This is a genomic window from Peribacillus sp. Hz7, assembly GCF_042136355.1.
In the GTDB taxonomy this organism is placed as follows: Bacteria; Bacillota; Bacilli; order Bacillales; family DSM-1321; genus Peribacillus; species Peribacillus asahii_A.
Genome location: NZ_JBHHJV010000013.1, coordinates 32,641 through 48,397 on the forward strand (window position 1 = coordinate 32,641; position 15,757 = coordinate 48,397).

The 15,757-nt window shown below is 39.2% G+C and carries 15 protein-coding genes; all 15 read right to left on the minus strand.

Annotated elements, in window-relative coordinates:
• Positions 1 to 98: 98 nt before the first annotated feature.
• Entirely contained in the window at positions 99 to 482 is a 384-nt protein-coding gene (locus ACE199_RS16270; RefSeq protein WP_375350728.1) for a MaoC/PaaZ C-terminal domain-containing protein, read from the minus strand.
• Between the two features lie 11 nt (positions 483 to 493).
• A complete protein-coding gene (locus ACE199_RS16275) occupies positions 494 to 904 on the minus strand; it encodes an FAS1-like dehydratase domain-containing protein (RefSeq protein WP_375350729.1) in 411 nt (136 codons plus the stop codon).
• 526 nt (positions 905 to 1,430) lie between these two features.
• Entirely contained in the window at positions 1,431 to 1,814 is a 384-nt protein-coding gene (locus ACE199_RS16280) for a MaoC/PaaZ C-terminal domain-containing protein (RefSeq protein ID WP_375350730.1), read from the minus strand.
• An 11-nt stretch (positions 1,815 to 1,825) separates the two neighbouring features.
• Positions 1,826 to 2,233, minus strand: coding sequence for an FAS1-like dehydratase domain-containing protein (locus ACE199_RS16285; protein WP_375350731.1), 408 nt, complete (start codon positions 2,231 to 2,233; stop codon positions 1,826 to 1,828).
• A 24-nt stretch (positions 2,234 to 2,257) separates the two neighbouring features.
• Positions 2,258 to 3,442 carry an acetyl-CoA acetyltransferase gene (locus ACE199_RS16290; RefSeq protein ID WP_375350732.1) on the minus strand — a complete coding sequence of 395 codons (1,185 nt, stop codon included), beginning with the start codon at positions 3,440 to 3,442 and terminating at the stop codon, positions 2,258 to 2,260.
• A 1-nt stretch (position 3,443) separates the two neighbouring features.
• Positions 3,444 to 4,856 (minus strand): OB-fold domain-containing protein, encoded by a 1,413-nt coding sequence (locus tag ACE199_RS16295; protein WP_375350733.1) that lies wholly within the window; start codon positions 4,854 to 4,856, stop codon positions 3,444 to 3,446.
• Between the two features lie 85 nt (positions 4,857 to 4,941).
• Positions 4,942 to 6,114, minus strand: a complete 1,173-nt coding sequence (locus ACE199_RS16300; protein ID WP_375350734.1) for an acyl-CoA dehydrogenase family protein — start codon at positions 6,112 to 6,114, stop codon at positions 4,942 to 4,944.
• A 49-nt stretch (positions 6,115 to 6,163) separates the two neighbouring features.
• Positions 6,164 to 7,717 (minus strand): long-chain-fatty-acid--CoA ligase, encoded by a 1,554-nt coding sequence (locus ACE199_RS16305; protein ID WP_375350735.1) that lies wholly within the window; start codon positions 7,715 to 7,717, stop codon positions 6,164 to 6,166.
• A gap of 19 nt (positions 7,718 to 7,736) precedes the next feature.
• The gene (locus ACE199_RS16310; RefSeq protein ID WP_375350736.1) at positions 7,737 to 8,831 is read right to left on the minus strand and encodes a CaiB/BaiF CoA transferase family protein; all 1,095 of its coding nucleotides are present in this window, start codon (positions 8,829 to 8,831) and stop codon (positions 7,737 to 7,739) included.
• A gap of 89 nt (positions 8,832 to 8,920) precedes the next feature.
• Positions 8,921 to 9,832 carry an SDR family NAD(P)-dependent oxidoreductase gene (locus ACE199_RS16315; protein ID WP_375350737.1) on the minus strand — a complete coding sequence of 304 codons (912 nt, stop codon included), beginning with the start codon at positions 9,830 to 9,832 and terminating at the stop codon, positions 8,921 to 8,923.
• 30 nt (positions 9,833 to 9,862) lie between these two features.
• Positions 9,863 to 11,041 carry an acyl-CoA dehydrogenase family protein gene (locus tag ACE199_RS16320; protein ID WP_375350738.1) on the minus strand — a complete coding sequence of 393 codons (1,179 nt, stop codon included), beginning with the start codon at positions 11,039 to 11,041 and terminating at the stop codon, positions 9,863 to 9,865.
• Positions 11,042 to 11,094: 53 nt separating this feature from the next.
• The gene (locus ACE199_RS16325; protein ID WP_375350739.1) at positions 11,095 to 12,390 is read right to left on the minus strand and encodes an acetyl-CoA hydrolase/transferase family protein; all 1,296 of its coding nucleotides are present in this window, start codon (positions 12,388 to 12,390) and stop codon (positions 11,095 to 11,097) included.
• 60 nt (positions 12,391 to 12,450) lie between these two features.
• The gene (locus tag ACE199_RS16330; RefSeq protein ID WP_375350740.1) at positions 12,451 to 13,644 is read right to left on the minus strand and encodes a thiolase family protein; all 1,194 of its coding nucleotides are present in this window, start codon (positions 13,642 to 13,644) and stop codon (positions 12,451 to 12,453) included.
• A 35-nt stretch (positions 13,645 to 13,679) separates the two neighbouring features.
• Complete coding sequence (locus ACE199_RS16335; protein ID WP_375350741.1) at positions 13,680 to 14,540, minus strand: hydroxymethylglutaryl-CoA lyase; 861 nt, start codon at positions 14,538 to 14,540, stop codon at positions 13,680 to 13,682.
• A 17-nt stretch (positions 14,541 to 14,557) separates the two neighbouring features.
• Entirely contained in the window at positions 14,558 to 15,733 is a 1,176-nt protein-coding gene (locus ACE199_RS16340) for an acyl-CoA dehydrogenase family protein (protein WP_375350742.1), read from the minus strand.
• Positions 15,734 to 15,757 lie beyond the last annotated feature (24 nt).

The following is a 15,757-nucleotide window of genomic DNA, read 5'->3' on the forward strand; positions in this document are numbered from 1 at the left end:
TAAGGAAAAGTAAAGAGACAGACCTTACCTCCTCAATATGTTGTATATCAATTTTCCTATATACAACATATTGAACAGGGAGACTGTCCCTTTTCACACTATCTTTTCTTAATCTCAAAGGAAGATTTTACCTTAACTTCTCCTGCCTCGTTTACTGCCTCGGCTTGACAAATCCAGCGATCTTCTGTTTCCTCTACTACGCTGCCCTGAACAGTAATTTTTTCTCCCGGTCTTGTCATTGCTCTAAAACGAGTAGAGAATTTTACAAGATCTTTTGTTGAAAACCATTGACTAATTGCTTGGCCAACAAACCCCTTAACCAGCATGCCATGAGCGATTACACCACCTAATCCAGCAGATTCCGCAAATGGTACAACTGTGTGAATAGGATTGAAATCTCCTGATGCTCCTGCATATCGAACAAGCTGTGAATGAGTAATTTCTTCTTTATGTAATGGTTCAAACTGATAACCGACTTCCATATAATCCCCTCCTAGTGTCTTTCGATAATAGTCGAACGGCTAATTAATACCGTTTCACCATTTTGATTTACAAACTCTTTTTTGATAATGTAAAAATCCATAGATGCTTTTGTATACACATTTTCAATTACACCTGTTACTGTAAGATCATCGCCTGGTTTCATTTCTCCTAAATATTCATACTCTTGTTCCCCATGAAGAACCTTTTGTAGATTTAACCCTAATAGATCCTCCAACGTAGAGGTTTCTTCACCCATAAAATCAACAACAGTTGGAAAGGTAGGTAAGACCAACTCTCCTTTTAAGGATTCCTCTCGCAAATCACCAATCGCAAGGGCAAGCTCTCTAAGCTTCCCTTTTTCGATTTTGAAATTATATGTATCCAATTTCATACCGACTTTCTCTTGTAGTCCTGTGCTCAAACTCTCCACTCCTTTTGTATTTTTTAATATGTATAAATTTACATTATATTCAATATATTCAATATATTGAATATATCTAGGATAATATTAATCTAGATATAAGTAAACAATATTTTACATAAAATGATAATTTTTTATAAAATTAGAAATAATTTTATAAAAATTTCAAGATAAGCTAAGTCGGCACCTAACTCTCTCCAATAGGAATTCGGGAACTGGCTGCAAACATGGCGAAGACTTTGTCTTAATTTTTCATAAAATTGACTCTTTTCTTTTATACTTATATTAGTCATAGATAGATGGATTTCTAAACCTTAAATAAGACTTCAATCTGCCATCATAACCAATAGAGGGAGATGAAATGGTACTAAAAAGAGTATCCAATCTATTTTTTGCGGATATAATGGAATATGAATTAAAGAAATGACCATCCTGATTCAGTTGCATACTGAATCAGGATGGTCATTTTTTGTTTTTTATATCATTTTCTTAACTTGATGGCTATCAGGTCTGCCCCTTTTTAACACTATCTTTTCTTGATTTCAAAGAAAGCTTTCACTTTCACTTCTCCTTCATCGTTTACTGCCTCAGCCTGGCAAATCCAGCGTTCTGCTGTTTCATCTACTACGTGGCCCTGAACAGTAATTTTTTCTCCTGGTCTTGTCATTGCTCTAAAACGAGTAGAGAATTTTGCAAGATCTTTTGTTGAAAACCATTGACCAATTGCTTGGCCAACAAATCCCATAATTAGCATGCCATGAGCGATTACACCACCTAATCCGGCAGATTCTGCAAATGGTACAACCGTGTGAATAGGATTGAAATCTCCTGACGCTCCTGCATATCGAACAAGCTGTGAATGCGTAATTTCCTCTTTGTGTAATGGTTCAAATTGATAACCGATCTCCATATAATCCCCTCCTAGTGTCTTTCGATAACAGTTGAACGGCTAATTAAGACCGTTTCACCATGTTGATTTACAAACTCTTTTTTGAGAATGACAAAATTCATAGCTGCTTTTGTATATACTTTTTCAACTACACCAGTTACTGTAATTTCATCACCTGGTTTAATTTCTCCTAAATATTCATACTCTTGTTCCCCATGAAGAACTTTTTTAACATTTAACCCCAATAGGTCAGATGTAGAAGCTCCTCCGCCCCAGAAATCAATCACAGTTGGAAAAGTGGGTAAAATCGCTTCTCCATTTAGGTATTCCTCTCGCAAATCACCAATTGCAAGTGCTAATTCCTTAATTTTCCCTTTTTCTACTTTAAAGGTATACGTATCTAATTTCATACCGATTTTCTCTTTTAGTCCTGTGCTCAAAATCTCCACTCCTTTTCTATATTATTAAGACAACTCTTTCCCTACGATAGATACGAAAGAAACACATTGCATGGGTGTTCCACCTAAATTGTGGGTGAGTCCAATCTTTGGATTATCTAATTGGCGTTTACCTGCACGGCCTTGGAATTGTAAATACATTTCGTATAACATTCGCAAGCCGCTAGCTCCAATCGGATGTCCAAATGACTTTAGCCCTCCATCTGGATTAACCGGCAGTTCTCCACCCAGTTCAAAAACACCATTTAAAACGTCTTTCCAACCTTGCCCGCGTTCACTAAATCCTAAATCTTCATAAATGACCAATTCTGTAGGAGTAAAGCAGTCATGCACTTCCGCCATACTAATTTCTTTGCGCGGATCTTTAATTCCCGCTTCACGATAAGCAGCTTGTGAAGATATAACATTTTCCTTAATGCTTGTAAAATCAAAGTCCTGACGTAATCGACCATCTCCAGGTCCAGCTGCAATCGATAGCGCTTTGACATACATCGGATCTTTTCTATATTTATGGGCATCTTCTGTTCGAACGATAATGGCAGCAGCAGCTCCATCTGCCACCCCCGAACAATCCATAATTCCAAGCGGGGCTGCTACCATCGGAGAGTTCGAAATTTTCTCCATTGGAACTTCATTACGGTATTGAGCTTTAGGATTCAACGAGCCATTATAGTGATTTTTCCAAGCAATCCGTGACAGTACTTCTCTTCCTTGCTCTGCCGATAATCCATATTTATCAAAATAGGCTGGGGCGAGGAAGGAAAAAGAAGCGGGGGCAGAAAAATTAGGGGCTGTCCCATCACTTGGCGGCTTAGGTGAATTCAATCCGCTAAATCCTGAATCCTTCAGTTTTTCAACCCCGATTGCCAGAACGATATCATATGCACCTGAAGCTACTGCATAACAAGCATTTCGAAATGCTTCAGAGCCTGTTGCGCACATATTTTCTACTCTCGTAACTGGAATGAATTGTGTTTTTAACGGTCCCGAAAGAGTAATCCCTGCATATCCAGAAATCATCGTTCCTAACCACGCCGCTTCTATATCCGCTGGTTCAATACCGGCATCAGCGAATGCTTCATACGCAGCATCCACTAATAAATCATCAACACTTTTATCCCAATGCTCGGCAAATCTTGTACAGCCCATTCCAATAACGGCTACCTTATCGCTAATTCCCTTTCTGCTCATACTAGACACTCTCCTTTTGCCTGATTGGTCGGGCTTTCCAGAAATAATTACTGATCCCCCCAGCTTCATATAAACGTCTGAATGTCATCTCAACATTCATCCCAATTTCTATTTCTTTTGGATGACAATCGGTCACTTCGCAAATAATGCGTCCTCCTTTATCAAAATCCACAACCGCTACAATCATTGGAGGAGCAGGTGAGGCAGCTAAATGATCGAGTGTATAAGTCATTACTTTAGCAGATTGTCCAACAAAGCGATAATCGTCCATTTCATCCTTTACTTGGCATTGGGTACAAATACGTTGCTTTGGAAATTGTGGTGTACCACAATTTCTACATTTCGATCCGGTAAATGAAAGGTTTTGATGATACCCCCTATATAGAGCGGGAGCGGACGGACGCTCTGTTTCTGGTCTTCTTGGCGGCTCTGTTTCAAGAAGATTTCTCCATTTTAAATAATCACTATAAGACGTTTGATCGTTTTTAACCGTTAAATAACCTTGAACGCCTTTTCTTTTAGCAAGACGAGAAATGGCCTCTGTCACCTCTAGCAACATGACATCCAGTCCTTCTGCAAATGCTACGACAAGAAGCTGATCCCCAGGCTTTGCTTCTTCTAATGCAGAAACGAGCATCATCGGAGCATGAGCATTTCCGGCAGCACCTACTGAATCAAATAAGGGGTCTTGTATTTGATTTTTTTGGAATCCAACGGCACTAGCCGCTTGTGTATGAGCACGTGTTCCTGGACCAGATATAATAACCTTGTTAATGGCATCAGCAGTACAATTGTTTTTTTCTAAAAAAGGGGTAACGACTTCTTTCACTTGCTTTAAAAATACCGTTGAACCTAAACGTTCCTCCCAATTTTGAGTAAATGAATCGGTTTGACTGCGCCATTCACTGACCAATTCGCCCTGTACACTCACTGCATCAATAACGTTGGCGATTACTTCCGGCCCGTGACCAATTAAGAAAGAAGCCGCTCCATCGCCAAACCACTGTTCGTTTTGTCCAGTAGGGGCCCCTGTCCGGCAATCTGAGGCAATAACAAGCGTTTGCTCGAGTTCATTAGCTGCTAAAATAGCAGAAGTGCCGCTTCTTAAAGACGAGGCTGCTTCGATTCCTCGGACATTTTCTTTTAAATGTAATGCCGCAGCAATCGTGGAAATCGACCCTTTTTCCTTATAAGGAGCACTCGTTGTCGCAAAATAAACAGCATCAATCTCTTTTGAATCTGTTCCATGTAAGCAATCAAGTGCTGCCTCAACGCCCATCGATACGCTGTCTTCATCATAGCCAGCAACAGCTTTTTCCCCGCTATACGTAGATTTACCAAAGAATTCCCCAATTTTTTTTCGTTGGAGACGATTATACGGAATGTATGCTCCGTAGGAAATAATTCCTTTCATATGCCTGCTCCTCTCAATCTTCACTATCATTAGTGTGCAATTTTCGGATCATTGTATAAAGGCTGGAAAGCTACCAATCTATTAATTAAGCATGGACAGTTGGTACAGTTTTTAAGTACTCTTTGTGTATTTGGGCAGCAATAATGTTCTTTTGAATTTCAGATGTTCCTTCATAAATTTTTGTAATACGAGCATCGCGATAATATCTTTCAATTGGATACTCTTTGATGTAGCCAATCCCACCGTGAATTTGAACCGCTTTGTCAGCGATGCGATTATAGATTTCTGAACCAAGAAGCTTCGCCATTGCTGCTTCCTTAATAACATTCATGCCTTGGTCAACCATCCATGCCACTCGATAGGTAACTGAACGCAATGTTTCGACGTCCAATGCGATTTCAGCTAAATAATGCTGAATGACTTGCTGCTCAAAAATCGGCTTGCCAAACTGCTCACGCTCATGTGCGTATTTGACAGATAATTCATACAACTTTTGGCATGATCCGAGATTACGTGCCGCGAGTCCAGCTCGACCATTCGCAAGAATCTTCAGGGCATTTACATAACCCAGCCCTTCTACACCAAGAACATTTTCAACTGGAACTTCGCAATCCTCAAAGAAAATTTCAGAGGAGTGGGAGCCGCGTAATCCCATTTTTTCTTCAGTCTTGCCAATGATAAGTCCTTTACTGCCTTTTTCTACAATGAAGGAAGTAATCCCTTTCGCTCCTTTACTTGGATCAGTAACGGCCATAACAGTAAATATATCGGCAATCGGCCCGTTTGTAATATAATGCTTGGATCCATTAAGAATATATTTATCTCCCTTTCTCACGGCTCTCGTCTTTAAGGCAACGGCATTAGAACCTGCACTTGGTTCTGTTAAAGCAAACGCTCCAATCAAATCTCCTGAAGCCATACCCGGCAAATATTTTCTTTTTTGCTCCTCATTCCCCATCTCAACGATTCCAACTGAACCAATACCTGTATGAGCACCAATTACCGTTGTAAATCCATTAGATGTACGACCAATCTCTTCATAAATGCCGCATTTACCAACCATATCAATTCCTAGTCCACCGTATTCCTCTGGAATACTTAGACCAAACAGGCCGATTTCCTTACTCATTTTCATAATATGTTCTGGGATTCTATCTTCTCTTTCAATTTGATCAGCAAGAGAATCCACTGTATTATCGACAAAATCTCTAATTGATTTTTTCATTTCTACTAAATCAGATGATAAGTTAAAATCCATTCTCTAACACTCCTTTAATTTAAAATGATTAATCATACTGCTAATACTTTTACAATTGATTCAGTTTTTCTTTATATTCTTCAACAAGTCGGCGCCTCAATATTTTCCCAACTATTGTTTTAGGTAAAGCCTCCCGAAATTCGATAGCTCTTGGAATTTTATATCTTGCAATTCGACCTTCACACCAACTTAGCAATTCTTGTTCACTAATGTTTTCACCCTGTTTCAATATCACAATGGCTAACAGTTTTTCACCAAGATACGCATCAGGTACGCCAAACACACACGCTTCAGCTATTGCTGGATGCTGATAGAGCATTTCTTCCACTTCAGTTGGGTAAATATTCAAGCCGCCCGCAATCACCATATCTTTTTTCCTGCCGACTATATAATAGTATCCGTCTTTATCACGAACAGCTATGTCTCCTGTGTATAGCCAACCATCACGAATCGTAAGAGCTGTTTCTACAGACTTATTCCAATACCCTTTCATCACTTGTGGGCCTTTCACGATAAGTTCACCACGTTCTCCAGTCGCTAACTCTCTCGTCCCTGTTTCGATATCTACTATTTTTGATTCTGTTAAAGGGACTGGAATGCCAACGCTGCCAATCTTTCTTTCTCCATCTACTGGAGTTCGGTGAGTGGATGTTGTTGCTTCTGATAAACCGTATCCTTCGAAAATATGTGCTCCGGATTTTCGCTCTAATTCTTTTAAAACTTCTACAGGAAGAGGGGCAGAGCCGGAAATACAAATTTTAAAGCAAGATAAATCATTTTTCCCTAGGTTAGGATGATTCAGTAAAGCAATATACATCGTTGGAGAGCCTAACATCATTGTAGGTTTATATTGACTAATTGTTTGTAAAACTTTCGTCACTTCAAATTTCTCTACAATAATGTATGTAGCAGCAAATCGGACAGTATAATTCATATTTGTCATAGCCATAGCATGTGTCAGCGGTGCCACTCCTAATATGCGCTCTTCTCCTTCCTTCATGACCGATGAAACAACACTGCCCGATTGATGAATATTACTAATAATATTAAAGTGAGTTAACATAACCCCTTTAGATCTGCCAGTTGTTCCACCTGTATACTGTAAAACAGCTACATCCTCCTTTGGATTAATATTTAGTGAAGGAAGTGTACAGTTCTTTCCTTTTAATAGGATTTGATCCTTATTGCTTTCATCCTTTGTGAAAATGACATGTACGTTTTTAAAATCCTCAATTTTCTCTAGTTTTTCAGCTTGATTTCTACCGCAAATAAACAATTTCGGCTTTGCGTCATCCAGCATATATTGGAGTTCAGATGTTTGATATAAAGGGTTAACTTGTACAACAATTCCGCCTAAACGCTGAATAGCATAATAAGAAATCATATAGTGAATCCCATTCGGTAACATTAACCCGATTCGATCGCCTTTTTGAATTCCTTTTTCATATAGAACGGAAGCGAAAGCATCAATCGTTTCCTTTAACTCGCTATAACTTAATTTAATTTCACCGTCTATTACCGCCACTTGATTAGGATATTTGACCGCAGTTTGTTCTAACACTTCATAAAGGGACAGGAGAGAAAAGTTATCAAGATTAATCAAAGCATTTTACCCCTTTCACTTAAACTTTCCTTTTATATTGTTCTTTTACCTGATCTGAATGTTGTCCAAACTTTGGTGGAGCTGTGTAATAGTCTTCAATAGCTGGATATTTTGTTGCTGTATATCGTATCTCTTCTTTTTCGACAATAAGTCCTCTTTCTTGGCTAAATGGATGATTATATAATTCACCAGTTTCTAGAACAGGAGCTAAGCAGCAATCTACTTGGTAAGAAAACTGCGTCCATTCGGCCAATGTTCTATTAGCGAATACTTCCTTCATTTCGTTAAATACAGGATTACTTGGTTGAGCTAGTGAAAAATGTTCTGAGATCCAATGTTCTTTATTCAAAGCTGTACAGAAATTCCTCCAAAATTTCGCTTCCAAAGCTCCTAAACTCACAAATCTACTATCTTTTGTTTCATATAAGAAATAGCAGACGTATTTATTATTAAGCTTTGAAACACCGTGCTGCTCCCCTGTGGCATGTTCGATTACAATATGATTGGACATAAGGGAGAATAGAGAGTCTGTAATCGATAGATCAATATAAGAACCTTCCCCTGTTCTTAGTTTTTTCACTAATGCGCCTAAAATGGCTTCACTAGCGGATATCCCTCCTACAAAATCTGCTATTGTCGTGCTCGGTTGCACCGGACGTCCTTTTTCATCCTTTAACTGCGCAAGCAGCCCGCTTATCGACATATAGTTAATGTCGTGTCCACCTAAATGACTCATTGATCCCGTTTGGCCATAACCTGAAAGCGAGCAATAAATAATATCTTTTTTAACTTGGGCAGCATGTTCATAACCAATCCCAAGTCGATCCGTCACTCCTGGGCGAAAGCTTTCAAGGACAACATCAGCTTCACTAATTAGATTTAAGGCATTCTTTCGATCTATAGGATCCTTTAAATTTAATACGACGCTTTTTTTATTTCGATTTTGTGTTAAAAAAACAAAACCATTTCCATTTATTCCAGCAGAAGCTCGAGAAGGATCTCCTTGAGGCGATTCGACTTTAATGACTTCGGCTCCCATATCTACTAAACGTAAGGTTGCATGAGGTCCTGGAAGATACTGAGAAAAATCGATAACACGTATTCCTTCTAACATGTAATCCCCCTTATCTTTTTAATAACGGTTATGAGCTTGAAACAATATACGCGCTCAAGCTCATAACTATTAAAATTATTTATTTAGCATTATACTAATGGCTCATATGGGAATACGTCAGCACTTACTTCAAGCGGAGTAAAACTAGATTGTAAGGATCCTTTAATCGAACTTAGGCTATCGATGGACCAGCCTTCTGCATTATAAACAGAACGAACTGGACGCGGCTGTGAAAAGACCATAATTTCCTTGCCTCTAACACCGAAAATTTGGCCGGAAACATCAGCCGCTTCATCCGAACTTAAGAAAGCGACTAATGGTGCAATATGAGCTGGGGATAGTTGCTTAAGTTTATCGACTCTAGCCTTTTGGTCGTCTGTCTCAGTCGGAATGGAACCAATCAATCGACTCCATGCAAACGGCGCGACCGCATTAGCTGTTACATTATAGCGGGCCATATCCAACGCTGTTATTCTATTAAGACCCGCAATCCCTAATTTTGCTGCAGCATAGTTTGCTTGACCAACATTACCAATTAAGCCTGATGTAGATGTAAAGTTAATGAAGCGGCCGCTTTTTTGTTCTTTAAAATATGGAGCGGCTGCTCTTGTCATATTAAATGAGCCTTTTAGATGTACCGCAATAACAGCATCCCATTCCTCTTCACTCATTTTGAACAGCATGCGATCTCGTAAAATACCAGCATTATTGACAACAATATCGATACGGCCAAACTCCGTTAATGCTGTTTCTACAATTTTTGTAGCGCTTTCATATTCAGAAACTGAATCATAATTGGCTACAGCTTCTCCACCTAGTTCTCTAATTTCTTGAACTACTTCATCCGCCACTTTTGTATCGTTCCCATTTCCATCAGATCCACCGCCCAAATCATTGACAACGACCTTTGCTCCTTCTTTAGCCATTAATAACGCGATATCTCGACCAATTCCACGACCTGAACCTGTAACAACTGCAACCTTATTTTCTAATTTTCCCATTATAATCCATCCCTTCAAATTGTTATTTTTTTATAAGCCTAATTGTTTTGAAATAATGACCTTCATAATTTCATTGGATCCTGCAAAGATTGAAGTAACTGGAATATCTCGATAGCGACGGGCAATCTTGTACTCTTCCATATAGCCATATCCTCCGTGCAGCTGCATACATTCTGTCGCCACACGTTTTGCCATATCGGTAATCCACCATTTAGCCATCGATACTTGAGTCACGATATTTTCTGAATCGATATGTTTAGCAATTAAATCATTAACGAAAGTACGGCCAATTTGAACTTCAGTAGCCATTTCAGCAATTTTAAACTGTGTATTTTGAAACTTACTGATTGATCTTCCAAAGGCTTCGCGCTCTTTTACATATTGAATAGTTAGTTGAAGCATGTCTTCAGCTGCTACAAGAGCATTAAGAGAGGCAATTAATCTTTCCTGTTGCAGCTTAGTCATTAAGTAGGAAAAACCCTTTCCTTCTTCTCCTAGAAGATTGGAAACCGGAACTCTAGCATTCTCAAAAATGAGTTCAGCTGTGTCTTGACTATGCATACCTACTTTATTTAATTTACGCCCTCTAGAGAAACCTAACGTATCTCTCTCCACGAGCAATAAACTAACCCCTTTATGCGGCGGTGATGCTTTTGGATCTGTTTTACAAGCAACGATAATTAAGTCTGAATGAACACCATTGGTAATAAATGTTTTTTGCCCATTAATGACATAGTGGTCACCATCCTTAATTGCTGTTGTACGAATGCTGGCTAAATCTGAGCCAGCCCCTGGTTCAGTCATGGCAATAGCTGTTATGATTTTCCCGCTTACACAGCCAGGAAGGTATTTCCTTTTTTGCTCTTCTGTACCAAATGAGGCAATATAAGGAACAATAATGTTGCTATGTGTACCAATTCCTGTTAACCCTGCACCTACTCTTGCTAACTCTTCTCCTAAAATAGCGGAAAAGGCAAAATCCGTACCTAAACCGCCATATTCTTCACTTACCCATGGACAAATGAATCCTTTTTCACCCATCTTCTCCCAAAAGGACCTCGGGATAATACGATCCGCTTCCCACTCGTCAAAAAAAGGCACCGCTTCTTTTTCGAGAAACTTTCTAAGCGAATCACGAAACATAACATGCTCATCAGTAAAAATAGAAGTCTGAACTTTTTGATTATTTAAAACAGCAGATTCTTTCATGATTTCCCTCCCTTTTATACTATTAATAGTCGGTCAAGGTCCTGTTATATCATTTAAGCTTTCACAGATAGGCTTTGCTCAAATTCATGAGAAAGTGCTTCACGGAAATCAGGATGTGCTATATGAATTAAAGCCTGTGCTCTTTCAGTGAGCGATTTTCCAAACAATTTAGCAATTCCATATTCGGTCACAACATAATCGATTTCAGATTTGATGGACGTAACATATGGAAGCTTAATTTTAATGCGTGATTCAGTTCCTCTCTTCGCTGTAGAAGGAAGTGCTATGATAGCCTTTCCACCTTGTGAGAGCCTCGCTCCATGAATGAAATCCATTTGGCCGCCAACACCAGCTACTGGATAGCTGCTAACCTGCTCAGCATTAATTTGACCGAATATATCGACTTCAAGCGCCGAATTGATAGAATGGAAATTACTTATTTTTGAAATAATTGCAGCATTGTGAGTATAATCTGTGGGGAACAATTGTATGTTTGGATTCTGATGGGCATATTTATATAATGTTTCTGTACCAGTTAGCGTTGCACATACTGTTTTGTAAGGATTAATCTCTTTTCGCTCATTTGTAATCACACCAAGATCAATCAACTCTGTAACGGGATCGGTGATTGATCCTGAATGAACACCTAATCCTTTTTTTGATGTAAGAGATAATAAAACACTCTTTGCAATCTTACCAAGTCCTACTTGAATCGTTGCGTAATCCGGTATAAGTTCTGCGACGTATTTTCCAATCGTCAGCTCCTCGTCAGATGGTTTTCCATCAGGAACGCTAAGTAATGGTCGATTAGAAACAACAAAATGATCAATTTCTGATACATGTACGAGAGTATCTCCGTAAGTAAGCGGAAGTTGGTTATTCACTTGTGCAATGACGACCGTTGCTTGCTTAATCAGTGTTTGTACAGCATCTACGGATATACCTAGGTTGCAATATCCTTCATCATTTGGAGGTGAAACTTGTACAAGAGCTATATCTATGTTCTCTTGATGAATCCAGTGCGGAATTTCTGAAAGATTTACAGGAACATAGTCGCACACTTGATTTAAAAATGCGCTTTTTAAAAGAGAAGAGCTTAAAAAGGTACGAATTTTAAAATGTGAGTGACAATCTGGATCTGCATATAAACATGGACTGCCAATCACAAGATTATATAGAAATACATCTTGTAAACGATTCTTTTGTTGAACGAGTTCTTCTACTAACGTTTGTGGTTCGTTACAAAAAGGTGCAAGGAATACTTTTTGACCTGACTGTATCCTATTGATCGCTTGCTCGACACTCGTTAGTCTAGCATTGTATATGGCACCCCATTCTTTCGTTTTCATGATTATTCATCTCCGTAATGTTAGATAGTAAATAAAACATCTTAATTAACAGTTTTATTATTAAACTTGTAAATTTTCAACTATCGTTGTTATACCTAAACCACCACCAATACAAAATGTAACTAATCCGTACTTTTCTCCACGTCGTTCCATTTCATGAAGCAGCTTTGTCATAAGTACTCCACCGGTACCTCCTAGTGGATGCCCTAAAGCAATGGCACCTCCGTTGACGTTTACTCGATTCATATCCAATTCTAGTTCTTTAATAACAGCCAGCGATTGAGCAGCAAAGGCCTCATTCAATTCGATCAGACCGATATCGTCTAATGTTAAACCCGCTTGTTTCAATGCTTTGCGTGTGGCAGGTGCAGGTCCGATTCCCATAATTTCTGGCGATACACCGGCGACAGCCTGAGCAATAATTTTAGCTTTTGGTTTCTTTTCATAGCGTTCAGCTGCTTCCTCCGACATGAGTAGTACAACTCCTGCCCCATCGTTACGACCACTTGTATTTCCTGCAGTGACCGTCCCATTTTCTTTGAAAACGGGCTTTAACTGAGATAGCTTTTCCATGCTCGTTGCTCTTGGATGTTCATCGACCTTAAACTCTATCGTTCCTGTTTTTGTCTTGACTTCAAAAGGAACAATTTGATCGGTAAATAAACCTGTAGAAATCGCTCTTTGAGCATTTTCTTGACTTCTAAGTGCAAATTCATCTTGTTCTGTTCGAGATATAGAGTATTGTTCAGCTAAATTCTCTGCTGTCATCCCCATCGTTAAATGGCCGTAAGTTTCAATCGGCTGTGCCCGGGGCTGACTTTCCGTATTTGAATCAAGAATTTCAGCATTTCCTACTCCAAATCCATATCGAGCATTTCGAAGATAGTATGGTGCTGTACTCATACTTTCAGCACCGCCAGCAATGATGATATCTGATAATCCGCACATAATTTGTTGTGCACCATTATTCATTGCTTGAATTCCAGAGCCACATTGACGATGAACCGTGTACCCAGTTATTTCAATAGGAAGCCCAGCACGTAAAAGGGCCAAACGAGCTAAATTGGGAGCATCTGTACTTTGTTTTGCTTGACCAAGAATCACTTCATCTACATGACTTTTATCGATTCCAGTACGCACCAAAATTTCGTCTAACACTTTGGCCGCTAAATAATCCACCTCGATATCTTTTAACGTTCCTCCCATACGCCCTACTGCAGTACGGACAGAATCAATAATGACGGCATTTCTCATATTAAGTTCTCCTATTCTTATCTTTATAGTATAGTTTATATTCGACTTGAAAGACTTTTAGCAAAAGGACTCACGTTTACTAGTTCACCGAAATTAAGATTTGTCTCGCATCCCATTCGTATAAGCATATTTACTAATTCCTCTGTCGCAACATTACCCGTTGCCCCTGGGGAATAGGGACAACCGCCAAGCCCTCCAATGGAACTATCAAATTTTGTAATCCCTGCTTGTATGGCAGCAATTACATTTGCTAGCGCCATTTTTTCTGTATCATGGAAATGTCCAACAAACGTAGTATCCGGATATAAATCTCGCAATCTAGAAAAACGCTCATACACCATCTTTGGATCTGCTTGCCCATTCGTGTCTCCTACATCAATTTCATCTGCTCCAAGCTGTATAAAGCGATTACAAACTTCTTTCACTTCATCAAATGTCACTTCACCTTGGAACGGACAAGTAAAGGCCATTGATATATAAGCACGGATGAACATTCCTTCTTGCTTTGCTCTAGCAAACATCGGCTCGCATTCAGCCAAAGATTCTGAAGTCGTTTTATTAATATTCCTTTTATTAAATTCGGAACTTGCCCCAATAAAAACGGCCATTTGCGGGACTGTTGCAGCAATCGCTCTCTCCAAGGCTTTCATATTTGGAGTTAGAGCGATATAGGTAATCCCAAGCTCATTACAATAACGAGCAATTTCTTCACAATCAGCCATTTGCGGAACCCACTTTGGATGTACAAAGGATGTTGTTTCCATGCGCGAAAATCCTGCTTTAGCGAGCCTTGCAATTAGTTCCTTTTTCTGTTCTGTCGATATAGCTAGCGGTTCGTTTTGCAAACCATCACGTGGTCCAACTTCAATAATTTCAACTTCCTTAGGAATAAACAAAGGATCATCTCCCTAAATTAATACGACCTTGGCAACCCTAGCACGTGCTCTGCAACATAAGAAAGTATTAAATTCGTTGAAATAGGCGCTACCTGATATAATCTAGTTTCTTTAAATTTTCGTTCCACATCGTACTCTTCCGCAAATCCAAAACCACCATGTGTTTGCAGGGCAACGTTTGCCGCTTCCCATGAAGCGTCTGCGGCAAGAAGTTTCGACATATTAGCTTCCGCTGCACATTTTTCACCTGAATCAAATAGCTTCGCTGCTTTAAAGCGCATAAGATCTGCCGCTTCAATATTTACATGTGCTCGAGCAATTGGAAATTGTACCCCTTGGTTTTGCCCGATTTGTCGACTGAAAACGATTCGCTCATTGGCATAATTAGTGGCGCGCTCAATGAACCAGCGACCATCCCCAATACACTCTGCCGCAATTAATATACGTTCTGCATTCATACCATCTAAAATATACTTAAAGCCTTTTCCTTCTTCTCCGATAAGGTTTTCAACTGGAACTTCTAAATCTTCTATAAATAACTCAGTAGTAGCATGATTCATCATCGTACGAAGCGGACGAATTGTAAGCCCGTTTCCAACAGCTTCTTTAAGATCCACTAGTAAAACCGATAAGCCTTCTGTCTTCTTTTTCACTTGTTCAATTGGGGTTGTACGAACTAATAAAATCATCAAATCAGAATGTTCTGCGCGTGAGATAAAGACTTTTTGTCCATTCACGATATATTTATCACCTTTACGTTCTGCAAATGTTTTTAATTTTGTTGTATCTGTCCCCGTATTTGGTTCTGTTACACCAAATGCTTGTAATCTAAGAGATCCATCTGCAATTTTAGGTAAATATTTCGCTTTTTGTTCTGCGCTTCCGTGACGAAGCAATGTACCCATTGTATACATTTGAGCATGACAAGCTCCTGCATTGCCTCCTGAACGATTAATTTCTTCTAATATAATAGAAGCTTCTGTAATTCCAAGGCCAGAACCGCCATACTCTTCTGGAATAAGAGCCGCTAAAAATCCGTTTCTTGTAATCTCGTTAACGAATTCTTCAGGATAAGCTAATTTGGCGTCTAACTCTCTCCAATAGGAATCTGGGAATTGGCTGCAAACATTGCGAACACTTTGTCTTAGTTCTTCATGAAATTGAACATTTTCTTTTACACTTGTACTAGTCATATGTAGTACCTCCTCAATAATCAT